General features: G+C 67.0%; 21 protein-coding genes and 1 pseudogene. 16 read left to right on the forward strand and 6 right to left on the reverse strand.

Features of this window, described 5'->3' with window-relative positions:
* Positions 1–71: 71 nt before the first annotated feature.
* Entirely contained in the window at positions 72–1,169 is a 1,098-nt protein-coding gene (locus tag AC1C2Q_RS11975; RefSeq protein WP_495450298.1) for a LacI family DNA-binding transcriptional regulator, read from the reverse strand.
* Between the two features lie 78 nt (positions 1,170–1,247).
* Here AC1C2Q_RS11975 and AC1C2Q_RS11980 point away from each other — a divergent pair, with 78 nt between their 5' ends.
* From AC1C2Q_RS11980 to AC1C2Q_RS12000, 5 genes are all read left to right on the forward strand, one after another.
* The gene (locus tag AC1C2Q_RS11980; RefSeq protein ID WP_495431324.1) at positions 1,248–1,514 is read left to right on the forward strand and encodes a hypothetical protein; all 267 of its coding nucleotides are present in this window, start codon (positions 1,248–1,250) and stop codon (positions 1,512–1,514) included.
* 76 nt (positions 1,515–1,590) lie between these two features.
* Positions 1,591–2,997: a glucuronate isomerase gene (gene uxaC / locus AC1C2Q_RS11985; RefSeq protein WP_495450579.1), complete on the forward strand. Its 1,407-nt coding sequence runs from the start codon at positions 1,591–1,593 to the stop codon at positions 2,995–2,997.
* Positions 2,998–3,011: 14 nt separating this feature from the next.
* On the forward strand, positions 3,012–4,433 hold the full coding sequence (locus AC1C2Q_RS11990) for a mannitol dehydrogenase family protein (protein ID WP_495450299.1): 1,422 nt from the start codon (positions 3,012–3,014) through the stop codon (positions 4,431–4,433).
* Positions 4,434–4,453: 20 nt separating this feature from the next.
* Positions 4,454–5,692 carry a D-mannonate dehydratase ManD gene (manD, locus tag AC1C2Q_RS11995; protein WP_495450300.1) on the forward strand — a complete coding sequence of 413 codons (1,239 nt, stop codon included), beginning with the start codon at positions 4,454–4,456 and terminating at the stop codon, positions 5,690–5,692.
* Positions 5,693–5,715: 23 nt separating this feature from the next.
* Complete coding sequence (locus AC1C2Q_RS12000) at positions 5,716–6,246, forward strand: gluconokinase (protein ID WP_495450580.1); 531 nt, start codon at positions 5,716–5,718, stop codon at positions 6,244–6,246.
* Here the strand turns inward: AC1C2Q_RS12000 and AC1C2Q_RS12005 are convergent.
* The gene (locus tag AC1C2Q_RS12005; RefSeq protein ID WP_495450301.1) at positions 6,219–7,670 is read right to left on the reverse strand and encodes a carboxylesterase/lipase family protein; all 1,452 of its coding nucleotides are present in this window, start codon (positions 7,668–7,670) and stop codon (positions 6,219–6,221) included. The genes AC1C2Q_RS12000 and AC1C2Q_RS12005 overlap by 28 nt on opposite strands.
* A gap of 127 nt (positions 7,671–7,797) precedes the next feature.
* On the opposite strand from AC1C2Q_RS12005, the pseudogene AC1C2Q_RS12010 reads away from it, so the two are divergent.
* From AC1C2Q_RS12010 to AC1C2Q_RS12025, 4 genes and pseudogenes are all read left to right on the forward strand, one after another.
* Positions 7,798–7,950 (forward strand): annotated as a pseudogene (locus AC1C2Q_RS12010) (winged helix-turn-helix transcriptional regulator); the annotation flags it as partial.
* 108 nt (positions 7,951–8,058) lie between these two features.
* A complete protein-coding gene (locus AC1C2Q_RS12015; RefSeq protein ID WP_495450581.1) occupies positions 8,059–8,955 on the forward strand; it encodes an ROK family protein in 897 nt (298 codons plus the stop codon).
* Positions 8,952–9,863: a polysaccharide deacetylase family protein gene (locus AC1C2Q_RS12020; RefSeq protein WP_495450302.1), complete on the forward strand. Its 912-nt coding sequence runs from the start codon at positions 8,952–8,954 to the stop codon at positions 9,861–9,863. Before AC1C2Q_RS12015 ends, AC1C2Q_RS12020 begins: the two co-directional genes overlap by 4 nt.
* Before the next feature lie 11 nt (positions 9,864–9,874).
* The gene (locus AC1C2Q_RS12025) at positions 9,875–11,224 is read left to right on the forward strand and encodes an MFS transporter (RefSeq protein WP_495450303.1); all 1,350 of its coding nucleotides are present in this window, start codon (positions 9,875–9,877) and stop codon (positions 11,222–11,224) included.
* Positions 11,225–11,635: 411 nt separating this feature from the next.
* Here AC1C2Q_RS12025 and galE read toward each other — a convergent pair whose 3' ends face one another.
* The 3 genes from galE to AC1C2Q_RS12040 are packed head-to-tail and all read right to left on the reverse strand — an operon-like array spanning position 11,636 to position 15,077.
* Positions 11,636–12,613 (reverse strand): UDP-glucose 4-epimerase GalE, encoded by a 978-nt coding sequence (gene galE, locus AC1C2Q_RS12030; RefSeq protein WP_495450304.1) that lies wholly within the window; start codon positions 12,611–12,613, stop codon positions 11,636–11,638.
* A 41-nt stretch (positions 12,614–12,654) separates the two neighbouring features.
* Positions 12,655–13,833 carry a galactokinase gene (galK, locus tag AC1C2Q_RS12035; protein WP_495450305.1) on the reverse strand — a complete coding sequence of 393 codons (1,179 nt, stop codon included), beginning with the start codon at positions 13,831–13,833 and terminating at the stop codon, positions 12,655–12,657.
* Positions 13,830–15,077 carry a galactose-1-phosphate uridylyltransferase gene (locus AC1C2Q_RS12040; RefSeq protein WP_495450582.1) on the reverse strand — a complete coding sequence of 416 codons (1,248 nt, stop codon included), beginning with the start codon at positions 15,075–15,077 and terminating at the stop codon, positions 13,830–13,832. Before AC1C2Q_RS12040 ends, galK begins: the two co-directional genes overlap by 4 nt.
* 186 nt (positions 15,078–15,263) lie before the next feature.
* On the opposite strand from AC1C2Q_RS12040, the gene AC1C2Q_RS12045 reads away from it, so the two are divergent.
* A complete protein-coding gene (locus tag AC1C2Q_RS12045; protein WP_495431755.1) occupies positions 15,264–16,217 on the forward strand; it encodes a LacI family DNA-binding transcriptional regulator in 954 nt (317 codons plus the stop codon).
* A gap of 21 nt (positions 16,218–16,238) precedes the next feature.
* Here AC1C2Q_RS12045 and AC1C2Q_RS12050 read toward each other — a convergent pair whose 3' ends face one another.
* Positions 16,239–17,225, reverse strand: coding sequence for a serine hydrolase domain-containing protein (locus tag AC1C2Q_RS12050; protein ID WP_495450306.1), 987 nt, complete (start codon positions 17,223–17,225; stop codon positions 16,239–16,241).
* 220 nt (positions 17,226–17,445) lie between these two features.
* Between AC1C2Q_RS12050 and AC1C2Q_RS12055 the strand changes: the two genes are divergently transcribed.
* The 6 genes from AC1C2Q_RS12055 to AC1C2Q_RS12080 all read left to right on the forward strand — a co-directional run bounded on the left by AC1C2Q_RS12055 (position 17,446) and on the right by AC1C2Q_RS12080 (position 24,101).
* The gene (locus tag AC1C2Q_RS12055) at positions 17,446–19,221 is read left to right on the forward strand and encodes an ABC transporter ATP-binding protein (protein WP_495431334.1); all 1,776 of its coding nucleotides are present in this window, start codon (positions 17,446–17,448) and stop codon (positions 19,219–19,221) included.
* Between the two features lie 36 nt (positions 19,222–19,257).
* Positions 19,258–20,379 carry a Gfo/Idh/MocA family protein gene (locus tag AC1C2Q_RS12060; protein WP_495450307.1) on the forward strand — a complete coding sequence of 374 codons (1,122 nt, stop codon included), beginning with the start codon at positions 19,258–19,260 and terminating at the stop codon, positions 20,377–20,379.
* Positions 20,376–21,269: a DUF6807 domain-containing protein gene (locus AC1C2Q_RS12065; protein ID WP_495450308.1), complete on the forward strand. Its 894-nt coding sequence runs from the start codon at positions 20,376–20,378 to the stop codon at positions 21,267–21,269. Before AC1C2Q_RS12060 ends, AC1C2Q_RS12065 begins: the two co-directional genes overlap by 4 nt.
* Positions 21,266–21,967: a cupin domain-containing protein gene (locus tag AC1C2Q_RS12070; protein WP_495450309.1), complete on the forward strand. Its 702-nt coding sequence runs from the start codon at positions 21,266–21,268 to the stop codon at positions 21,965–21,967. Before AC1C2Q_RS12065 ends, AC1C2Q_RS12070 begins: the two co-directional genes overlap by 4 nt.
* Positions 21,968–22,044: 77 nt before the next feature.
* Positions 22,045–23,139 carry a Gfo/Idh/MocA family protein gene (locus tag AC1C2Q_RS12075; protein ID WP_495450310.1) on the forward strand — a complete coding sequence of 365 codons (1,095 nt, stop codon included), beginning with the start codon at positions 22,045–22,047 and terminating at the stop codon, positions 23,137–23,139.
* Positions 23,136–24,101 (forward strand): family 43 glycosylhydrolase, encoded by a 966-nt coding sequence (locus AC1C2Q_RS12080; RefSeq protein WP_495450311.1) that lies wholly within the window; start codon positions 23,136–23,138, stop codon positions 24,099–24,101. Before AC1C2Q_RS12075 ends, AC1C2Q_RS12080 begins: the two co-directional genes overlap by 4 nt.
* Positions 24,102–24,225 lie beyond the last annotated feature (124 nt).

Genomic DNA, 24,225 nt, shown 5'->3' on the forward strand with positions numbered 1-24,225 from the left:
GCATCGAGATCTTGGCAACCAGTTGCCATGCTTTGCCTCGCGCTCGTGATCGGGATGCTGACACCCCTGGGTCAGCTGTCGTCGTCGTCCGTGAACGCCGGACGGCCGCCGTTGGGCCAGTCGTTCGTCGGGTTCGCTGGCCCCGTGGACGCCCTGGTGACAAGGCGAGCGGGCAGTAGCGCCGTCTTCAGCGGGCCTCCGGGCGACGTGCGCGGAATCCGAGGCGTGCCACGCAGATCATCAAGCAGCATCTGCACGGCGACGGCTCCCAGCTGGCGAAGGGGCGCGGCAACTGTTGTCAGCTGCGGGGTGCAGAAGTCTGCGCCGAAGATGTTGTCAAAGCCGACAACCGAGACGTCTTCAGGAATGCGTATGCCGAGACTCTGCAGTCCGCGCATTAGACCGATCGCGAGCAGATCGTTGTAGGCAATCACGGCCGTGCTCGGCGACGAGGTGAGTTCACCGGCTGCGGAGAGTCCGCCGGCCTGTGTCGGAGAGAAGGGTCCGATGCGTCGTGCGCGGAGCCCGAGCTCATGGCACGCCTCGCGCAGCGCCTGCCACCGGATGCCGTTGGCCCACGACGCGTCGGGGCCCGCGACGTACGTGATGCCGGTGTGTCCGAGTGTGCCGAGATGCTCGACGGCTCGGCGCATGCCGCGCGCATTGTCTGTCGCGACGCTGGCGATATCGCTCATCGAGCGGTTGAGCACCACTGTCGGGCGCTGCTTCGCGGCGACACGGATGGACGAGTCGGACATGCGAGAGGTGGCGAGCACAACGCCCTCGACCATGGGCAACACGCGGTCGAGCGCTTGTCGCTCGGCCTCGACAGATTCCTGCACATCGGCGACCAGCAGCGTGTAGCCGGCCTTGGTCGCGGCATCCTCCGCGCCGCGCAGCAGCTCGAAGAAGAAGGGGTTGGTCACATCGGCGACGATGATCGCGAGCAGCGAGGTCTTACCGGTCGGTAGCGCTCTGGCGAGGGGGTTGGTGCGGTAGCCCATGCCGGCGGCGATCTGTCTGATTCGCTCTGCGGTCTCGGCGTTGACGCGGCCAGGGCGAGAAAACGCCCTGGATACGGTGGAAGGTGCGACTCCGGCGGCTTTGGCAACGTCGTAGATCGTCGGGCGCGCTTTGCGCACGGCGTCGGTAGAGGGCTCCTCAGTCATGCCGTGAGCCTAGGTCAGCTATGCAACTGATGGCAACCGATTGCTGCTTTGTTGCCGCGAGGACTGAATGGAGTTGTCATGAACTACGACAGCGCTGAGCGCACGACGATGAGGACCCGCGTGAACAACGACGACATGCTTGCTGAGGCCGAGATGGCAGAGGCAGAACTGGGCAGGCTGGGCCTCGGCCACGTGCGGGTCCGTGCCCACGGAGAGCTCGCGTGCCTTGACGTTCCGTTGAACGAGATTCCGGTGCTCACCGGTGATCCGCTGCGCTCCGAAGTGCTGCGTGCAGTGCGCGGAGCCGGATTCGAGCGCGTCGCCGTGCACATCGACACGCAGTGACATCATGACCGAACCGCTCCACGGCCACATATGGCAACCGGTTGACGTCCGCGCAGACCGTCTGAATTATGGAGGGATGCCAGTGCCGCTCGAACTAGACGATGACCGCCTTCTGCCTGTAGACCCCGCAACCAGGGCGGTCGCACGCGACCTCTATGCCTTGGTCGCCGACCTGCCGATCATCTCTCCGCACGGGCACGTGGATCCTGCCATGCTGCTCGATGATCTGCCCTTCTCCGACCCGGCCGAGCTGTTCATCACCAAGGATCACTACGTCACGCGGCTGTTGCATGCCGCGGGTGTCGACCTCGCTTCTCTCGGCGCAGGCAGCACGAAAGGCGCCGACCCGCGCTCGGTGTGGCGACTGTTCGCCGAAAACTGGCATCTGCTGGCGGGCACGGCATCCGGCTACTGGCTCACGCACGAGCTCGTCACCCTCTTCGGGATTGACGTCGAGCCGTCTGCCGAGACAGCGGACACCATCTACGACGCAATCGCGGAGCGGCTGGCCGAGCCCGAATACCGGCCTCGTGCACTGTTCGAGAAGTTCGGCATCGAGGTGATGGCCACCACTGACGATCCGATGGACGACCTGGCCGTGCACGCGGCGCTCGCCGCCGACGAAACCTTCACCGGACGCGTGTTGCCGACCTTCCGCCCTGACGCGTACCTCGACCCGTCGGCTGCAGGATTCCGTGAGCGGATCGAGCGGCTAACGGCATCCAATGGCAGTGCCCCGGACGATTTCCAGGGTTATCTCGCCGCTCTCGAAGCGCGCCGCGCCCACTTCATCGCCCACGGTGCGGTCTCGGCAGATCACGGCGTCATCGATCCGTACACTGTCGATCTCAGCGATGACGACGCCGCCACGCTCTACCGCCGCGCGGTCGCCGGCGAGTTGGATGCTGCCGGTGCCCGCGAGTTCCGTGGCAACATGTTGCTGCGGATGGCGGGGATGAGCGCGCGTGACGGTCTCGTCATGACCATCCACCCCGGCGTGTACCGCAACCATTCCTCGGCGACGTTCGAAGGGTACGGCGCGGACACTGGACACGACATTCCGCTGACGACGACGTACACGCAGAACATTCGCCCACTGCTCGAGAAGCACGGGCTGGAGCCGAACCTCCACCTCGTCCTGTTCACCGTGGATGAGACGGTCTACTCGCGTGAGATCGCTCCGCTCGCGGGGTTCTATCCCAGCGTGTTCATCGGAGTGCCCTGGTGGTTCCTGGATGCTCCGGATGCTGTGCTCCGCTTCCGTTCGGCCGTGACGGAGACCGCCGGCTTCTACCGCGGCTCCGGCTTCATCGACGACACCAGGGCGTTCCTGTCGATCCCCGCCCGTCACGACATGGCGCGCCGCCTCGATGCCGCTTTCCTCGCGCGATTCGTCGGCGAAGGACGCCTGTCTCGTGCGCAGGCCGAGCGCATTGCGGTCGACCTCGTGACGACCGTGCCGCGAAAGGCCTTCAAGCTGTGACCGACTCTCAATCAATGACCGGTACCGTCACCTCCGGGCTCGACCGCGCGTCGGCCTCTGCTCGCACTGGGCGCGCGTTTGATCGCGCGCCGGTGCGCATCGTGCATCTCGGTCTCGGCGCCTTTCATCGCGCACATCAGGCCTGGTACACCGACGTCGCCGACGAGGCGAACGAGTGGGGAATCCGCGCGTTCACCGGGCGCAGTGCGACCGCCGCGGAAGAACTCGCGGCCCAGGACGGCCTCTACTCGTTGATCGAGCGTTCCGGTGCTGGTGACAGCATCACGCTCATCGACTCCATCGTCGATGCGGTCGATGGAGCCCGTGTCGATGTCCTTGCTGCAACACTCGCCGACCCAGCAACAGCGCTCGTCACCCTCACGATCACCGAGGCGGGCTATGCGGTGGATGCCGAGCATCGCCCCGACCTGAGCAACCCCGTGGTCGCGGACGACGTCGACTGGCTGCGCTCGAACCTGGGTGCGGATGTGCTTCACCTGTCGACGGCGCCTCGGACGGCACTCGCCCGACTGCTCGTCGGTCTCGAGGCCAGGCGTCGTTCGGATTCCGGACCGATCGCCGTCGTCTCATGTGACAACCTTCCTGGCAACGGCGAGCTGACCCGGAAGGCGCTGACCTCGTTCGCAGAGCTGGCCGGAGCATCCGACACCCTCGCTTACCTCAACGCGCACGTGAGCTTCCCCTCGACTTCGATCGACCGCATCACGCCTAAGACGACATCCAGTGAGATTGCGCTGGTGCGCGAGCAGACCGGATGGGACGACCGCAGCCCGGTCGTCACCGAGCCCTTCCACGACTGGGTGATCAGCGGGGAGTTCCCTGCAGGACGGCCGGAGTGGGAGAAGGCTGGGGCGCGCTTCGTCGACGATATTGACCCCTTCGAGCGTCGAAAGCTGTGGCTGCTCAATGGCTCGCACTCGTTCCTCGCCTACGCGGGTGCTGCTCGCGGCCACGAGACAGTGGCGCAGGCGATTGGTGATCCGCAGATTCGTGCCTGGGTGGGTGAGCTGTGGGACGAAGCAGCACGCCATCTCACCGAGCCTCACCTCGGCATAGACGACTACCGCACGGCTCTGCTGGAGCGGTTCGACAACGCTCGCATCCAGCACCTGCTTGCGCAGATCGGCCAGGACGGCACCACCAAGCTGCGAGCCCGCATCCCCGAGGTGCTGTTCGCAGAGCGTGCTGCCGGCCGTGAAGGCGCGGCATGTATCCGCGTGCTCGCAGCCTGGGTTGCGGGTGCGTTGGACGGCCGGCTTCCGGCAGACAGCAATGGCGCCGCAGTGGCGGATGCCGCCACACTGGATACATCGGCGGCAGTGCCAGCGCTGCTGGCGCTGATCGATCAGCGCCTCACCGAACCTGAGATCGTGGCGGCGGTCACCAACGCCGCTGCCGAATTCGCACAGAACTGATGAACACCACTGGAGGACCCATGATCATCGACAAGGCTGAAGTGATTGTCACCAGCCCAGGCCGGAACTTCGTCACGCTGCGTTTGACGACGGATGAGGGGCACGTCGGCATCGGCGATGCGACGCTCAACGGACGCGAGCTCGCAGTCGTGAGCTACTTGAAGGACCACGTGGTGCCGTTGCTGCTGGGCAAGGATGCGCACCGCATCGAAGACACCTGGCAGTTCCTTTACCGCTCGGCGTATTGGCGTCGGGGTCCGGTCACGATGGCGGCCATCGCCGCGGTCGACATGGCGCTGTGGGACATCAAGGGCAAGGCTGCCGGGATGCCGGTGTACCAGCTGCTGGGCGGCGCGAGCCGCACCGGGCTGATGGCATACGGCCACGCCTCTGGCAAGGAACTGCCGGAGCTGTTCGACTCCATCCGCGCGCATCAGGAGCAGGGGTACCGTTCGATCCGCGTGCAGACCGGCGTGCCGGGGCTGAAGGCGATCTACGGGATCGCCTCGCAGGCCGCGGACACCGGCGACGGCAGCATCCGCTACGACCACGAGCCGGCACGTCGTGGTGCCACGCCCACGGAAGAGGACTGGGACACGCGGGCATACCTGCGCACTCTGCCCGGCGTGTTCGAGGCGGTGCGCAACGAGTTCGGCCCCGAACTGCCGCTGCTGCACGACGGACATCACCGGATGACGCCGATCCAGGCGGCGCAGCTTGGCAAGTCGCTGGAGCCGTACGACCTCTTCTGGCTCGAGGACTGCACGCCGGCCGAGAACCAAGAAGCGCTGCGCCTGGTGCGTCAGCACACGACGACGCCGTTGGCGATCGGTGAGATCTTCAACACGGTCTGGGACTTTAGGGACCTGATCAGTGAGCAGCTGATCGACTACGTCCGCGGTGCGGTGACGCACATGGGTGGAATCAGCCCGTTGAAGAAGACGCTGGACTACGCGGCGCAGTACCAGATCAAATCCGGTATGCACGGACCGACGGACATCTCCCCGGTGGGGATGGCTGCGGCGATGCATCTGGGCTTGAGTATTCACAACTTCGGAATCCAGGAGTACATGCAGCACTCCGCAGCGACGGATTCGGTGTTCCAGCAGTCGTACACCTGGGAGAACGGCATGCTTCACCCCGGCGACCAGCCAGGCCTTGGCGTCACTTTGGACGTCGACGAAGCAGGCAAGTACCCGTACGAGCAGGCCTACCTGCCCTACAACCGCCTCGCCGACGGAACAGTGCATGATTGGTGAATGGGCATGATTGGTAAGTGGGCATGATTGGTGAAAACGCGCCGTTGATCTGCGTGATGGGTGTGTCGGCGGCGGGTAAATCCACCGTCGGCATCGCCCTCGCCGAGCAGTTGGGCGTGCCGTTCACTGACGCCGACGCGCTGCATTCGGACGCCAATCGCGCCAAGATGGTCTCTGGCACACCGCTGACAGATGATGACCGTTGGCCGTGGCTGGAAACGGTCGGTGACCGCTTCCGCAGCAGCGCCGACACCGGTCTCGTCATGGCTTGCAGCGCACTTCGGCGGGTGTACCGCGACCGGATCCGCTCGGTCGCACCCGACGTACTGTTCGTGCACCTGCATGGTTCACGCGACCTGTTGCTCGAGCGTGCGCAGGCCAGGACTGATCACTTCATGCCTGCCGCGCTGTTCGACTCGCAGCTCGCAACGCTGGAAACGCTGGGCGCCGATGAGGCCGGTTTCGTCACCATCGTCGATCGAGGGCGGGACGAGCTCGTGCAGGAGATCCTCGAGCGCCTAGCTGCTCAGATCAGCGCGAGCACGCTGTCATAGGCGTCGTTGGTGACCTCTTCGCCTGACCCGCCGAAGATCCGGGTCGTGCCGGGGTCTGTGCGCCACGTCGCCCAACCAGGATCTCCGGCGGTGATGAGCGCCACCGCAGCGCCGTGCACATCGTCGGCCAGTGATTGCGGTGGGTGCGGGCCCGCGAGTGCGTCGACGCGCACTCTGTCGAGCCCGTCGAACCAGAACGGCACGTCAAGGCAGTGGCACGCCCAGCCCTTGGTGGGGGAGACCCACGAGAATCGATACGCCCAGTTGGAGGCATCCGCGTTCTGCCTGGCCTCTGCTACTCGCGGCACGATCGCTCGGAAGATGTGGTCGCTGATGTAGCGGCCGACCATCGCGGCGGTGCCCTTCGCATGCTGCGCGGCGTTCGCCTCCAGGTACGCCTCCCGTATCGTGCGGTCGCGCAGGAATGGGCGCAGCAGCAGCTGCGCCGGGATTCGGCGCAGCGCTGCGCCCTCACGCTCGGCGATCATCGTGAATTCGTCGTCGACCGCGCCGAGCAACAACGGCTTGTCGGCGCCGATTCCTGCCCGCAGTGCATCCACCGTGGGCTGAGCGATCAGTGTGCCGTCGATCATCGGTCCCCACGGCAGCCCGTTCTCGATGAGATCGGCGATGACTCCGAGCCCGCGTTTGGCACTGGCAGCCTTGCCCTGGAACCCATGCAGTGTCGTCTCGTCGACAGAGCGGAAGCCCTGGGCCGTGGCGTCGACACCGGCCGATTTCGCCAGCCGGGCCGAACGCGCTTTGGCCTCCGCCATCGGGACGTCGGCCAGCGCTCCGGATGCAGACAGCGCCCGGTGGAAAAGGTGCTGCGCGGATGGCATCGCGAGCAGGGTGAGCACGGCGCCGCCACCTGCTGACTGTCCACCGATCGTCACCTGTTTCGGGTCTCCGCCGAAGGTCGCGATGTTCTGCTGCACCCACTCGAGGGCGGCGATCCAGTCGAGTACGCCGCGATTGTGTGGAGCGCCCTCGATGTAGCCGAAGCCGTCAAAGCCCAGCCGGTACGAGAGCGACACGGTGACGATGCCGTCGCGATTGAACCGGGCGCCGTCGTACCAGGGGCTGGCCGGGGAGCCCTCGGTGTAGCCGCCGCCGTGAATCCAGACCAGCACTGGCAAGGATTCGACGGTCGACGGTGTGAACACGTTGACGTTGAGAGTGCTGTCGCCCGGAACTGCGGGCTCGGGGATGAGAGTGTCTGTGCCCGTCGTGCGCAGTGCGGTTGCGCCGTATTCGGTCGCATCGAGCACCTCAGACCACGGCGCAGGCGGCACGGGTGCGGCGAAGCGCAATTCGCCGACGGGCGGCGCCGCGAAGGGGATGCCGAGAAACGCCAATGACCCGTCCCGCGCGAGACCACGCACCGGCCCTGCGTGGGTGATGACGACGGGGGTTTGCGACACGTTGTCTCCTCGGATGTGGGCGGCATCGCCAGCGTAGCGGCGCGTCGGTGGAGAAATGTGACGAGAAGTGTCGCTCTTGTGTGACACTTCATGTCATACTGTTGCCGACGATGCACGAGGACATACTGTGACGAAACCTCTGGCGGGGCCGCAAACCCTGCTGCGTACGCTGAATTCGAGAGCGATTCTGGAGGCTTTGGCTCAGCGTGGGCCTTTGACTCGTGCGGAGTTGATGGGCGAGACCGGGTTGTCACGGACTGCTGTGACTCAGGTCCTTAGGATGCTCGAGGCTGGGGACGCCGTAGCATCCGCTGGGGTGGACCGAGACACGCGAGGACCGGCGGCAACCCGGGTCTCCCTTCATCCTCGGCTGGGTTTCGCTGCCGCAGTGCACGTCGACCACTATGCGATGCACGTCAGCCTGATCGACCCAACCGGCACCGTACGCGCGCAGCATGACGCCCCGCTCGGCAGCGTCGAGAACCGCGCCGCCGACATCGCCCGCATGATCGCGGATTGCGCCCAGACCGCCCCAGGCCGGTTGCGCCATGCGGTTGTCGCTATGCCGGGGATAGTCCGGCCTGACGGTGAGATCAGAGACGACCAGGGCCCGGATGGCGGTGCCTTCCGTGCGGCTTTGGAAGGGCTTCTCGGTTGCCAGGTGCAGGTCGAAAACGATGTGAACCTCGCGGCGCTCGCCGAAGCAGAGTCTGGTGTCGGGCGTGAGCTGGAGAGCTTCACCCTGCTGCTGATCGATCAGGGCCTTGGTGCGGGCACTGTGCTGGGCGGCGTTCTGCATCGCGGCTTTGCCGGCGTTGCTGGCGAGGTGCAGTATCTGCCGCAGCCGCCGGTGCCGATCGGAGTTCCGGTCATCAACGAAACGATCGTCGAGGACCTCGCGCTCAGCAATGGGCGTGATCCGGCTGACCTGCTCTCCGTACACCTCGACGCGTGCGCGGCCGGCGAAGACGCTGCCCAGGCGATGATCGATGAGCTGGCTCGGCGGCTGGTGCTCGTCGCAGGAAGTGTGACACTGGTCGTCGACCCAGAGGCCTTCGTACTGGCCGGGCACGCGGCACATCCGTGTTTCTTTGCGGCAGTGGTCCGGGCCGCTGAAGCGATGTCTCATCTGCTGACCTTGCATTTCGTGACCTCCGCCTTCGGGCGAGAAGCGACGATGATTGGTGCGATCGGTGAGGCCACTTCGGCGCTGCGCGAGCGCGAGTTCACCGGCATCCTTTCTGGAAAGCTCGGGCTCTCGGGAAAGGTCAGGGCGACGCGATGACATCGCTCGTTTCCCGACTCGGCCTTGCGAGTGATGCCAGAGTGATCATTCTCAACGCCGACGATTTCGGCATGTGCCATGCGGCGAATGAGGCCATCACCGAGCTTCTCGCCGGCGGGCATCTCGACTCGACGACCGTTATGGTGCCCTGCGCGTGGGCGCCGGAAGCGCTCGCCTTCGCCGCGGCCAACCCGACGCTGGATGTCGGAGTACATCTGGTGCTCACCAGTGAGTGGAGCCGGTATCGCTGGCGTCCGCTGACTGGCATCGGATCCACCCTCGTCGATGCGGATGGCTACTTCCCGGCAGAAGTCCGCTCTGTCGAAGAGGGTGTCACTGCCGCTGACGTCGCCGCCGAGCTTGAAGCACAGCTCGTCGCGGCGTTGGCTGCTGGCGTTGACGTCACCCACATCGATAACCACATGGGCTCGGTCTACGGCCTGCACACCGGACGTGACCTGCTCGCCCCGGTTTTCGAGCTTGCAGTGCGGCACGGTCTGCCGTTTCGGCTGCCACGGGTTGTTGACGGTGCTGAGTTCGGGGCAGACCTCCAGCCGGTGCTCGATCGTGCAACGCAGGCGGCGGATGCCGCGGGGATCGTCATTTTGGACAGGCTGTGGACGCACCCATTCGCGTTGGCAGATGAGGGCACGGATGCCGAGGAAACATATGCACAGGTCAGGGACGGGTTCCTCGAACTGCTGCGCGCAGTGCCGGCCGGAGTCACCGAGATCTACCTGCATCCGATGGTCGACTCTGTAGAGCTGCGCGCGGCCGTCGACCACAGTGCGAGCAAACGTGGCTACGAGCGTCGATTGCTCGCTGATCCGATTGTTCGCCAGACCATCGAGAAAGAGGGGCTCATCCGGATAGGCTGGCGTGCGCTGCGCGACGTGCAGCGCCGATAGGAGCCCCGCAGATGAGTCTCACCGTGCGTATCCGCGACCGTCGTCTGGATGCCGCGCCCACCCGCGCACAATCCATGGCTTTCGGTGCATCGGGTTTCCCTGTGCAGCTGATGGGTCAGACCTTCTCGGCCTTCGTCGTCTACTTCTACGTCGCCCACCTCGGCGTTGCTGCAGAGTGGGTGGCTGCGGCGATGATCGCCCACGGCATCCTGAACGCGGTGCTCAATCCCCTGGTCGGTGCGCTGTCTGATCGAATTCGCACTCCCTGGGGGCGACGCATCCCGTGGATCGGGCTCGGCATTGTGCCGCTGGTTGTCGCGTTCGCGCTGGTCTGGATGCCGCCGGAGCTGCCCGCCGGCGGATTGATCGTGTGGTTCCTCGTCGTCGTGGCCGTGTACGACATCGCATTCGTGGTCGTCGTGCTGAACATCTCGGCGCTGTTTCCGGAGATCTTCCGCACGACCGAGGAACGCGCCAGGGGAAATGTGCCGCGACAGGTCTTCGCGATCGTCGGCATGATTCTCGGCACGGCCGGAGCGCCGCTGCTTTACGACAGCATCGGCTGGCCGGGGATGGCAATCGCACTCGGGTTCGTGTGTCTCGTGATGTTCGGCTGGTCATTCGCCGGCGGAATGGTCGAGCGTCGGGGTGAGGTCGCTGTGTCGTCGTCGACCTCGTCGTCGATGACGTGGAGGGACCAACTGCGGTACACCTTCGCCAACCGTGCCTTCGTGCCGTATGTGCTCGGGTCGCTGTTCGTGCAGACGTCGATCGCCGTGATTCTTGCGGCCATCCCGTTCTACGTGCGCTATTCGCTGCACGCGGCAGAGGGAGAGAGCAGCATCCTGCTCGGTGTGATCTTCGTGGTCGCGGTGCCGGCGATCTTCCTGTGGAGTTGGGTCGTCCGTCGCACCTCGCCGCGTGCTGCGCTGCTGTGGGCAGTCGGAGTGTTCGGCATCGCGGTGCTCGGCTATCTGCTGCCCTCGGGCGTGCTCGGCGCAGCGCTGGTCGGCGTCGCGGTCGGCGTCGGGGTTGGTGGCCTGCTGCAATTGCTCGAGGTCGTGCTCGCGCAGATCATCGACGACGATGCTCGACGCACCGGACTTCGCCGTGAGGGCGTGTACTTCGGGGTCAACGGCTTCGTGGTGAAGGGCTCTGTGGTGCTGCAGGCGATCGTCGCCGCCTGGGTGCTGAACGCGAGCGGCTTCGATGCCACGCTCGGCGATGTGCAGCCGGATGCCGTGGATGGTGGCATCCGAATCATGCTCGCCGTCGTGCCGATGGCGTTCACCGCGCTCGCGTGGGTGTGCTTCTGGATGTACCCGATCAAGGTGCGCGATGTCGAGGTCGCTTCGGCCTGAGCGCCGCGGTCGCGGTCGCGCCGCGGGTATCGGGTGGCGGAGATGGCCGCTTGCGCGCGGTGGAAGCGGCAAAGTGTGACACCTCGGGGGTGGCGCGTGCGGTGGCGGTGGCTGTGGCGCGGTGACGATGGGTATGGCTGTGGGCAGGTGTCGGAGATGGCCGCTTGCGGGCGGTGAATGCGGCAAAGTGTGACACCTCGCCCGCGGGCGCGGGAGGATGCCGCCACGAGGTGTCGCAGATGGCCGCCGGATCGCCGTCTTCGCGGCAAAGTGCGACACCTCGCAGGTTCAGTGACATGCGCCGCGAGCGCGTCACAGTTCCTGCTGGTCGGATGCCGTGGCACCCGCAGCTTCTGTGACGCGGCATCGGATACGCGAGGGCGCACGGCGGGCTACGCAGCGCGCGAGGGACTACTCGGCGTTGCGGCGAGCTTCCCAGCCGGTGCGCACCATCTCGTCGACGGTGTAGCGCATCTTCCAGTCCAGATCTCGGGCGGCGAGCTCGCCGGTGGCGACGATGCGGTCGGGGTCGCCGGGGCGGCGGGGCCCGATTTCAGGGCTGAAGTCGATGCCGGTGACGCGGGCGACGGCATCCATGATCTGCTTCACGCTCAGGCCGTCACCGGATCCGAGGTTGTAAGCGGCCTCGATGGATGCGCCGGACGCAAGGCGCTTCGCGGCCTCGACATGCGCTGCGGCGATGTCGCCGACGTGCACGTAATCGCGGACGTTGGTGCCGTCAGGGGTGTCGTAGTCGTCGCCGAAGATCTTTGGAGTCTTCTCTGCGATCAGCGCCTCGAACACGATCGGGAAGAGGTTGTGTGGGCTGACGTCGTACACCGTGGGGTCTGCGGATCCGACGACGTTGAAGTACCGCAGCGAGGTGTGGCGCAGCGGCTTGTCAGAGTCGGCGGTCGCGATCGCCTGGTCACGCAGCAGCCACTCGCCGATGAGCTTGGACTCGCCGTATGGGCTGGCGGGCTTCTTCGCGGTCTCCTCGACGACGAGCGACACGTCAGGGGTGCCGAAGACAGCGGCCGACGAGGAGAACACGATGTTCGCGACGCCCGCGGCATCCATCGCCTCGAGGATCACGCGAGTGCCCTCGACGTTCTGCGCGTAGGTGTGCATCGGGCGCTGCACCGAGACACCGGCGTACTTGTAGCCTGCGACGTGGATGACACCCTCGGCGTTGTGGTCGCGGAGCGTCTTCTCGACGAGTTCACGATCGAGGATGCTGCCCTGCACGAACGGCACGCCTTCCGGGACGAACGACTTCTGCCCGCTGGACAGGTCATCCAGGATCACCGGGGTGAGTCCGGCATCCGCAAGTGCGCGCACGACGTGCGCTCCGATGTAGCCGGCGCCGCCGGTGACGATCCAGGACATTCGTTCCCTCTTCCTCGTGTTCCTTCTCATTCTCCCAGAGGTCAGGCGTCGCGGTGGGCGCCGGCGGCGGGAGTCACCGTGAAGATGTGCGGTGCGGTGAACCCGGATGCGGCGAACGCCGCGGTCACGGCATCCGACACCGCCTCGACATCAGACTGCTCGATCAGCGCGATCGCCGCGCCACCGAAGCCGCCACCGGTCATGCGGGCACCGATTGCGCCTGCGGCGAGGGCCGTCTCCACGGCGGTGTCGAGTTCGGGAACCGAGATCTCGAAGTCGTCGCGCATCGAGGCGTGGGATGCGACGAGCAGGTCGCCGATCGCCCGCGGCCCCTGTTCGCGCAGCGCGGTGACGGTGTCGAGCACGCGCTGATTCTCCGTCACGACGTGGCGCACGCGACGGAAGGTCACGTCATCCATGAGCTCCTCGGCACGCGGCAGGTCATCGACGGACACGTCGCGCAGCGACGGAACGCGCATGGTCGCGGCTCCCCGCTCGCACGCCGCTCGCCGCTCGCCGTAACCGCCAGTCGAGTGTGCGTGCTTGACGCGAGTGTCCATGACGAGGATGGCCAGGCCGGTCTCCGCCAAGCTGAGGGGCACCAGATTTGCGTCGAGAGTGCGGCAGTCGAGGAACAGTGCGGCGTCGGTCTCGCCGAGCATCGACGCCATCTGGTCCATGATCCCGGTCGGGGCACCGACGGCCTCGTTCTCGGAGCGGCGGCCGATGCGGGCGAGGGCCCTGCGGTCGAGCTGCGCGTTCCAGAGATCGTTCAGGGCGGATGCCGTTGCACCCTCGATCGCAGCCGAAGAAGAGAGGCCGGCCCCGACCGGAACGTCCGAGACGATTGCGATGTCGACGCCCACTCCTGTGGCGCCGGCCAGCTGCAGCGCCCATGCGACGCCGAGCGGATATGCGGCCCACTCCTGCACTGCCGGCGCTGAGCCGGTCGGCGTCGGGAAGAGGGTGCTCAGCTCATCGAGGGCGACCTCGACCGGCTCCTCGGCGAACGTTGAGGCAACGCGGATGCGGCCGTCCTGACGCATGCCGACAGCGGCATATGTGCGGTACGGGATCGCGAACGGCAACACGAAGCCGTCGTTGTAGTCGGTGTGCTCGCCGATGAGGTTGACGCGGCCCGGCGCCGACCAGACGCCTGCGGGGGCGTGCCCGGTGAGCTGCTCGAAGAGGGTGCGTGCGGAATCTTGAGGAGTGGTCATGCGCTGAACTCCTCTGCGCTGTCCTTTGCGCGCTCGATGGCTTCGCGGATGCGGACGGCACCCTGCTCTGGAGTGACTTCAGCAGCCCAGGCCCACATGGCAGCCTCGGAACCGGCGAGGAACTTCAGCTTGTCGGCGGCGCGACGCGGACTCGTCAGCTGCAAGTGCAGACGCACCGTCTCGCGTCCGACGTTCACCGGAGCCTGATGCCATGCGGCGATATACGGTGTGGGGCGGGCCCCGAGCGCGGAGGCTCCACCCGGCGCGTCAGCGACGAGTGGAGTGCGCTTGGGATCGTAGAGGGCGTCGACGCCCTTCAGCAGCTTGAGGTACAGCGGAGCGAGCTCATCGCGTTCGGCGACGGTCGTCTCGGCGAAGTCCGGCACGTGGCGGTGCGGCATGAGATGCACTTCAAGAGGCCAGCGTGCGGCGAAGGGCACGAAGGCGGTCCAGTGCTCGCCGCGGAACACGACGCGCTCCGACGCCTGCTCCGACTCGAGGATGCGCTGGTACAGATCCGGCGCGGTGCGGTCGATGCTCTCCAGTGCACGGGCGGTGCGCGGGGTGACATACGGGTAGGCGTAGATCTGGCCGTGCGGGTGCGGCAGCGTGACGCCGATCGCTTCGCCGCGATTCTCGAACGGGAAGATCTGCTCGATGCCGGGGATCTGCGACAGCGCGGCGGTGCGGTCTGCCCAGGCTTCGATCACGGTGCGGGCACGGGTCACCGACTGGGTGCCGAAAGAACCCGAGTGGTCCGGGCTGAAGCACACGACCTCGCAGCGGCCGACCGAGGTGCGGGTGCGGCCGAGGCCGAGCGCGGCGAGATCATCCAGTCCGCGCGGCGGGTTGGAAGCGACCGGCACCCCACCGAAACCATCGGGCAGGGCAGGGCCGAAGGCGGGGGAACGGTTCTCGAACACCGCGACGTCGTAGAGCGACGGCACCTCTGAGGGGTTCGTCGGCGACTGCGGTGCCAGCGGGTCGGCGTCGGCGCCGGGCATCATGACGCGGTTCTGGCGGTTCGCGGCGACGGTGATCCAGTCTCCGGTGAGCACATCCAAGCGCATGTTCGCGGTGTCAGGACGCGGGTCGAGCGCACGGGCATCGACCGCGCGCTCCGCGCCGAGTGTGGTGCCCGGGTCGTCGTAGTAGACGAGATCGCGGCCGTCGGCGAGCTTCGTGGCGCGCTTGACGACGCCGGCGCTCAGTTCGGTCGTTCGTAACTCCGCAGATTCTTGCATGTTCACGTAAACACGGTACCTTCTGGGCGGTGGTAACGTCAACATTGCGGAGTTATGAGTGGCGAAGTGGCGGAGTTGTGAGCGGCGAAGCGGCGAAACTGTTGAAGGAGACGGATGCTCGGGGAAGATGACCTGATCCAGCCCAATCGGACGCGCAGGGCGCGGCCTTCGTCCGGTCGGGTGTCGATGGCGCAGGTAGCCGGCCGCGCCGGAGTCTCCGGTCAGACCGTGTCACGCGTCGTGAATGATAGCCCTCGTGTCGACCCCGCTACTCGTGTGCGCGTCGAGAAGGCGATGGCAGAACTCGGCTACCGGCCTCATCGCGCCGCCCGCGCCCTGCGCACTGGGCGTACTCAGACGGTCGGTCTCGTCGTCACGACCCTCGCCACGGTCGGCAACTCGCGGATGCTGCAGGCCACCGCAGAAGCGGCCGAGCGGCGTGGCTACGCGCTGCTCGTCGTCACGGTTGGTGACTCAGTCGCAACGGCGTTCGACCGTCTATACGACCAGGGTGTCGACGGTGCGATCGTCCTGAACGAGGCCTCGGCGATGATGCAGGCCGCCGATCTGCCGGAGGGGCTCCGCGCGGTCGTGGTCGATGCGCCGGCGGCATCCGATCTTCACGTCGTTCACAGCGACCACGCCGGGGGCGCAGCGGCGGCGACCAGGAGGCTGCTCGATCTCGGACATGACACCGTGTGGCACCTGGCGGGTCCCGCAGATTCCTTCGCTGCGGCTGAGCGCGAGCGCGGCTGGCGGGAGACGTTGGAGGCCGAGGGCATCGCGCCGAACTCCATCGTGCGCGGAGACTGGTCGGCCGAGTCGGGCCATGAGGCGGCGGCCGCCCTCGACGCAGCGACAGCAATCTTCAGCGCCAACGACCAGATGGCGCTCGGCCTCATCCGTGCGCTCGCTGAGCAGGGTCGCCGCGTTCCGGAGGACGTCAGCGTGATCGGCTTCGACGACGTTCCGGATGCAGCGAACTACCGGCCGCCGTTGACGACGATCCGGCAGGACTTCGCCGCGCTCGCGAACGATGCTGTCTCGGCGCTCGTTGCCGAGATCGAGGGGAAAGAGGCGGTTCCGCCCGCAGTCATTCCCGCCACGCTCATCGACCGAGCCAGCACTCGGGCGGTATAGGTCACGACCGAGGCGTGAGCCTCAGAGCCCTCCGACGATCGCGTTGTCGAGCTCGTCAATATTGACGCCTTCACGCATTGCCCGGTTTGTCAGCAGCACCCACGCGACGCCGGCGGTCGGATGTACCCAGAACTCGGTTCCGGCCCAGCCGCCGTGGCCGTACACATCGCGGTCGACGAGGCCGGGCGCGCGCGTGCGCAGGTTCCAGGTGAAGCCCCAATCCTGCCCGCGCTCCGCGGTGTACGGCTCAAGTCGGGGGATCTTGCCCGTCAACGGGCGACGCATCATCTCCAGGGTCGCCGGATGCAGGATCCCGCCGTGCTCGCCCTCGCCGATGCGCAGCAGTGCTGTGCCGAGCCGCAGCAGGTCGTCGGCGCGTCCGGCAAGACCCGCGCCGGGGGAGCGCTTGCGCGCGAAGCAGGTCATATCGAGACTCGCCGCCGCCGCATCGGCGACCGGATGCGCGTCGGACAGGTCGAGGCTCAGCCCGTCGGCGCCGATCTCGGCGGCCCAGGTGGCGACCTCGGCGTCCCACGTCGTGCCGGTGGCCTGCTCGATGAGCGCGGCGATGCCTTCGAAAGCGAGCGTCGAGTACCGCGATGCTGTGCCAGCGATGAAGTCGCGGCCCTGTGCGAGTAACTCCTCGCGCAGCGGCGGCGCGGAGTCCATCGGGGGTTCGCTGATCCCGGACGTGTGGCTGGCCAAGTGCCGCAGCCGCACGATGTCGTCGCCGATATCGTCGCCGCCCCGCGTGGCGCCGAACGCAGGCAGCGCGGTCGTCAGCGGCGTATCCAGCGTGAGCTGGCCGCGCTCGATCGCGCGTGCCGCGGCGATGCCGACGAGAGGCTTGGTGATCGAGAACAGCGGATAGCGGTCGTCAACGCCGGCGTCGCCGAACGACTCCAGGGCGACCGTGCCGTCGGCGGAGGCGATACCGAGCACGGCGGCGGGCAGGCGGTCAGCCTCGACGTGCTGGCGGACCCAGTCGAATGCAGCGGAAAAGGTCATCATTCGGTGACCTCGGCGAGGTGCGCCGGCTTCGAGCCGCGCAGCAGCATGGCCTTGTTGGCGCGTGGGAAGAAGTCGGTCTCGCCGACCCAGAATCGGGAAGTCACGCCGTCAGCCTAGTGGCCTCCAGCACGCCTTTTCCTGTCGCGGAGGGTCGGTGAATCGTCTTGTATTGCTGCGCAGCGGACGGATGCCACACTCGAGGGGCTAGCATGGAGCCGTGACACGGAGAGCGCTTTCCCGCATCCCCGACCTCATCGATGGGTCTCACCCGACGTGGTCGGTGCTACGGCTGCTCATGCGCCGCCCCGGACGGATACTTGTGGCCGTTCTCGCCTTCACGATGAAGGAGATCCCACTGTGGTTCCTCCCCGTCGTCACGGCGGCCATCATCGACATCGTGGCCGAACGGGGTGAGCCATCCGCCGTGCTGTGGTGGTTCGCACTCGCCGCTGTCCTGCTGCTGCAGAATTACCCGAACCACATCCTCTACACCCGCAACTTCATGACGGTCGTGCGTGATACCGGCGCAGATCTGCGTAATGCGCTGGCTGCGCGACTGCAGAGTTTGTCGATCGGATATCACACCAGAGTCAGCTCCTCGATCGTGCAGACCAAGGTCGTGCGTGACGTCGAGAACGTCGAACTCATGCTTCAACAGGTCACCCATCCACTGCTGTCCGCGGCGATGGTCATGACCGGGGCGATCGCGATGACGTCGATCGTGGTGCCGCAGTTCCTGCCGGTCTATGCGCTGACCGTGCCGATCGCAATCGGCATCCGCTACGGCATGCGCAACCGCTCGCGTACGCGCAACGAGGTGTTCCGCCGCGAGGTGGAGACGCTGTCGGCGAGGGTGGGGGAGATGGCCTCGCTCATCCCGATCACCAGAGCGCACGGCCTCGAGCAGACCGCGGTCACCCGTGTGGCCAGCGGCGCCGATGGTGTGCGCCGTGCGGGCCTTCACCTCGACATGCTCAACGGGCACGTCGCCTCGATCTCCTGGGTCGCGATGCAACTGCTCGGCGTCGGCTGCCTCGTGCTCGCCGCAGTGTTCTCGCTCACCGGCTTCCTGCCGGTCACTCCCGGCGAGGTCGTGCTGCTGTCGACATACTTCACGCTGCTCACCGGTGGCCTGACCCAGCTGCTCATGCTGATACCGGTCGGTGCGCGCGGCCTGGAGTCCGTGCGCTCGATCGCCGAGGTGCTGCAGGAGCCAGACCTCGAGCTGAACGAGGGCAAGCTCTCGGTCGACGCCGTCGAGGGTTCGATCACGCTCGAGGATGCCTCGCACCGTTACGACGGCGCGGACGTCGACGCCTTGCATCGTATCGATCTCGTGATCCCCACCGGAACGACAGTCGCCTTCGTTGGCTCGTCGGGATCGGGCAAGTCGACGCTCATGAACCTGGTGCTTGGTTTCGTGCGCCCGAGCGGGGGACGCATCCTGCTCGACGGCGCCGACATGCGGGAACTCGATATGCGCACCGTGCGCCGATTCGTGTCGGTCGTGCCGCAGGAGTCGGTGCTGTTCGAAGGATCGATCCGCGACAACATTGCGTATGGGATGCCGGATGCCACGGACGAACGCATCCGCCAGGCGCTGCGCGATGCCAACGCGTGGGAGTTCGTGCAGGACCAGCCGAAGGGCTGGGACGCCGTCGTCGGTGAGCGGGGTGCGCGACTGTCAGGCGGGCAGCGGCAGCGTCTGGCGATCGCCCGCGCGCTCGTGCGCGATCCGCGGATCCTGCTGCTCGACGAGGCCACCTCGGCGCTCGACCCCGAATCGGAGGGGCTCGTCAAGGAAGCGCTCGAACGGCTCATGCGCGGGCGCACCACACTCGTCGTCGCCCACCGTCTGTCCACTGTGCGGCAGGCTGACCGCATCGTCGTGCTCGAGCACGGCCAGATCGTCGAGAGCGGCACCCACGATGACCTGCTCGCCGCAGAAGGACGCTACGCGAAACTGCACCTCACACAGGCGGGGCTCACCTGAGCTAGCGCCTCGCGTCCGAATCCACGAAGGAGTGAAATGAGACAGGACCGACCATTCCAAGTCGCCATCATCGGCACAGGGTCGATTGCGCACGCCCACGCGCAGGCGATCGTCGACCTCGCGCCGCGTGTGCAGCTTGCCGCCGTTGTCGATCTCGATGAGGACCGTGCGCGCGCGTTCGCGGAGCGATTCGGAGCGGCCGCAGTGCATTCGACAGCTGACGCCCTGTTCGACGCGGAGGATCTCGATCTCGTGCACGTGTGCACGCCGCCGCAGACCCACGTGCCGCTTGCGATCCAGGCACTGCGTGCAGGCGTGCCCGCGCTCGTGGAGAAGCCGACAGCGCTGAGTCTCGCCGAGATGGACGAGCTCGTCGCCGTCTCTCGCGAGACGGGTGTGCCGGCGCTCACCGTGTACCAGCATCGCTACGGCGCGGCGGCCCAGCGACTTATTGGCCTCGTGCGCGACGGGGTGCTCGGACGCCCACTGGTCGCGACCTGCGAGACGCTCTGGTACCGCACTCCCGATTACTTCGACTTGCCGTGGCGTGGACGCTGGGAGGTTGAAGGCGGTGGTCCGACGATGGGCCACGGCATTCACCAGTTCGATCTGCTGCTGGCCGTGCTCGGGCCCTGGGCGCGGCTTTCTGCTTTCGCCGCCCGCCAGTCGCTGCCGACCGACACCGAGGACGTCTCGATGGCGCTCGTCGAGTTCGACAGCGGCGCACTCGCCACGGTCGTCAACTCGATCGTGTCGCCGCGGGAATCCTCGCGTCTGCGCTTCGACTTCGAGCACGCGACCGTCGAGGTCGAGCACGTCTACGGCTACACCGACGCCGACTGGACGTTCACGCCAGCGCCCGGTCACGAAGAGCTGGCCGCGCGCTGGGTGGCAGAGCCTTCGAGTGAGCGCAGCGGGCATCGCGCCCAGGTCGCCGCAATCCTTGACGCGCTCGCCGCCGGGAAAGAACCAGGGGTGGGCGTCGACGATGCCCGCCGCACCCTCGAGTTCGCCGCGGCGACCTACGCGTCCGCCTTCCGCGGGCGACCGGTCGCCGCGGGCGAGCTCACCGGCGACGATCCGTTCGTTCGATCGATGTCGGGCGGCGCCGTGCCGTGGCATCCTGTCAAAGCCCGTCCTGAGGAGGTCATCGCATGACCCTGACCATCGATCGTGCCGCCAGCGAGATCGTCGTCCGCGACGGCGACGTCGAGCTGTTCCGCTACGTCTTCGTTCCTGATTCGCCGCAGCTCGAGTCACCGAAGCCCTACCTCGATCCGCTGCGCACGCGGGCCGGGCGGGTGGTGAGCCTGTACCGGCCATGGGATCACGTCTGGCACAAGGGCATCGCCTGGTCCCTGCCGGTCGTGGACGACGAGAACTTCTGGGGCGGCCCCACATACGTGCGAGGTGAGGGGTACCTCCAGCTTCCCAACGACGGCACGCAGGCGCACGTCTCGGTCGCCCTCGTCGAGGAGGGCACGCTCGCCCGGTTCGCGCACGACCTTGAGTGGATCGCCCAGGACGGCCGTCGCATGTTCGCCGAGCGCCGGGAGTTGACTGCGCGCACGCTGGACGCCGATGCGTGGGCGCTCACCTTCGAGACCGCCCTGACCAACGTCACTGACGCACCGATCGTGATCGGTTCGCCCACGACGAAGGGTCGGGAGAACGCCGGATACGGCGGGCTGTTCTGGCGTGGCCCGCGCTCGTTCACCGATGGCACGCTTGTGACGGTGGACGGGACCGGGTCTGGGTCGGATGTCCGTGGCCAGCGTCACGAGTGGATGGGCTTCGCCGGTCGGCATGACGAGATTGATGAGACGTCGCTGCTCGTGATGGTCGATGCGGCGTCCAACCCGCATCATCCGCCGCAGTGGTTCGCACGCTCCGAGGAGTTCGCCGCGTTGAATCCGGCGCCGTTCTTCAGCGAAGAGTTCACGATCGCGCCGGGTGAGACGGCGACCTTCCGCTACGCGGTCGGGATCGCGGATGCCGGGGCGGATGCCGCTGCGGATCTCGCGGCGCGATTGCGGGAGCTGTTGTGACCGGCGTGTTCCCCGGCGGCGTCGCCGTCTCCGACCTCGAGGTGTACGACTGGGAGGCCGCCGACGGATGCCGCGGAGGATCTCCCCACCTGCACACCGCGTCGAGCGAGGGCTACGTCGTGATCGGCGGCACAGGCGCCGTGCAGACGCTATCGGCCGCGGGGTTCGAGGAGCACCCGCTCGTGCCAGGCGACGTCGTGTGGTTCACGCCGGGCACGGTGCACCGCCTCGTCAACGAGGGCGAGCTGCGTCTGCTGGTCGTGATGTCCAACGCTGGCCTCCCTGAGGCCGGCGATGCCGTGCTCACGTTCCCTGCCGAGGTGCTCGACGATCCGGACGCCTACGCCGCCGCCGCTGCACTGCCCGCAGGCGAGGGCCGGGCGGACGCCGCTCGCGCCCGACGTGACCTCGCCCTCGCGGGATTCGCCGAGCTTCGTGAGGGCGGAGCCGCGGCGCTCATCGCCTTCCACGAACGAGCAGTCCGTCTCGTCCGCCCGCTGACCGCGCAGTGGCGCGCACAGTGGGAGGAAACCGTCGCCGCCGAGACGGCGCGCGTCGGCGAACAGCTGACTGCGCTCGCCGCGGGGGAGCCAGGACTGATGTCAGCGGCATCCGTCACCCGCGCCGTACCGACCGCCGCCGAGCGGACTTTCGGCATGTGCGGACGACTGCGCACCTGGCAGTGGACCGACGAGTGACCGGCATCTGCGCGATGTCTTCCGGCGAGCGTCGTAAAGTTCTAAGCGTTCCTTCTTCGAGACTCTAAGGTTCCCGCATGATCTCCCCCCTCCGTGCCGCGATCGTCGGCACCGGATCCGTCGCCAACCTCCACGCGCAGGCGGTGGCGGTGCATCCGCGCGCCGAGCTTGTCGCCGTGACCGATCTGTCCCGCGTCGCGGCTGACGCCTTCGCCGGGCGGCACGGTGGGCCGGCTGTGTACGACACGCTCGACGCGCTGCTGGACGCGGAGCATCCGGACGTCGTCCTCATCTGCACTCCGCCGGTGGTGCACCGCGAGCAGGCGCTCGCTGCGCTCGCCGCCGGTGCGCACGTCGTGGTGGAGAAGCCGCCGGCGCCGTCGCTGAACGAACTGGAAGACATGCGCGCCGCGGCTGCGGCGGCCGATCGTCAGCTGGCGGTCGTGTTCCAACAGCGCACCGGTACCGCCGCCGCGCACGTCCGGCGACTGCTGCACGAGGGCACGCTGGGTCGGCCGCTGATCGCCGTCTGCCAGACGCTCTGGTATCGCGGCGAGGACTACTTCGCGGCGCCGTGGCGCGGCAAGTGGGAGACCGAGGGCGGCGGCACGACGTTGGGTCACGGCATCCATCAGCTCGATCTGCTCGGGTTTCTCCTCGGAGACTGGGCGAGCGTGCAGGGGCGGCTGTGGCGGCTCGATCGCGAGACCGAGACCGAGGACGCTTCCACGGCCACCATCACCTTCGCGAACGGCGTCGTCGCGCAGGCAACCACCAGTGCGGTCTCTCCACGCGAGACCAGCTCGATCCGCATCGACACCCAGAAGGCAACCGTGACGGTCGATCACCTCTACGGGCACGGCCATGCGAACTGGGCGATCACGCCGGCTCCCGGCTTCGAAGGCGAGTCAGGCGGCTGGTCTCTGCCGCACGTCGAAGAACAAAGCGGCCACGCGGTGCTGCTTCGCGACGTGTTCGACGCGCTGCTGGACGGCCGCGACCTGCCAGAGACCGCCGACGAACCGGCCCGTTCGTTCGAGCTGGTCGCTGCGATCTACGCCTCAGCAGCGAGGGACGGGGCCGTCATCACGCCGGCCGATCTCGCTTCGCATCCGACGCATCGCGCCGGTTTCGCGAGCCCGGTGACCGACATGCGGGCCGCCGACGCATGACGCTCACCGAGCTCTATCGGGACCCGGTCTATGACGGCGCGACCGACCCCACGGTCGTCATCGCCGACGGCCGCTGGTGGATGTTCTACACGCAGCGGCGCGCGACCCACCCTGATCCTGGACCGGGCGTCGCGTGGGTCCATGGCAGCCGCATCGGCGTCGCCCACTCCGATGACGGGGTGCAGTGGCACTATGCCGGCACCCTCGAACCGGAGGGCGCCGGACTGCAGTTGGCATCGGGGCCTCCAGACACCACCGACCGCACGCACTGGGCGCCAGATGTCATTCACGATGGCACGCGTTGGCGCATGTACCTCACCGAGATTGACGGCGTCCCTGACCAGTGGCCCGGCCACGCGCGCCACATCGTCGAGTACGTCTCGGACGATCTCGCCCTCTGGACGCGCCGCGGATCGATCGCGCTGTCGAGCGACCGTGTCATCGACGCGGCGGTCGCCCAGACACCGGACGGCAGCTGGCGCATCTGGTACAAGGACGAGGCAGCCGACAGCGTCACCATGGTTGCCGTGTCGGCCGATCTCGGCGAATGGTCAGTGGAGGGTGTCGCGATCGGAGGACGCCCGCACGAGGGTCCGTACGTGCTCGAGCTCGGGGGCTGGTGGTGGATGATCGTCGACGAGTGGCGGGGGATGGCGGTGTATCGCTCCTCCGACGCGATCGACTGGCAGCGTCAAGGTGGGCCGGACGCGGTGATCCTCGGCGCTGGCGAGGTGTCAGGCACTGGCTTCGGCCACCACGGCGCGGCTGTGCGCGAGGGGGAGCGATCCTGGTTCTACTTCTTCGGCCACCCCGCTCGTACAGTCATCCCCGGCTCCGAAGTCGAGACGATGGATGATCGACGCTGCGCGGTGTACCGGGTGCCACTGGGTGTCATCGACGGTCTGCTCACCATCGACGGAAAGCGTTTGCCTCCCAAGCTTGCAAAACGATTCAACGCGTAGTACCGTGACCGGCAAGCGCTTTCCCAAAATGCGATCTTCTGTTCGATACGAATAGCGCCCGCACTGCACCCACATGGACAATGAACGTTCGCCAGAGCACAGAGAACGCTGACGTTCACAGAGA

This window comes from Microbacterium sp. Y356, assembly GCF_059445355.1.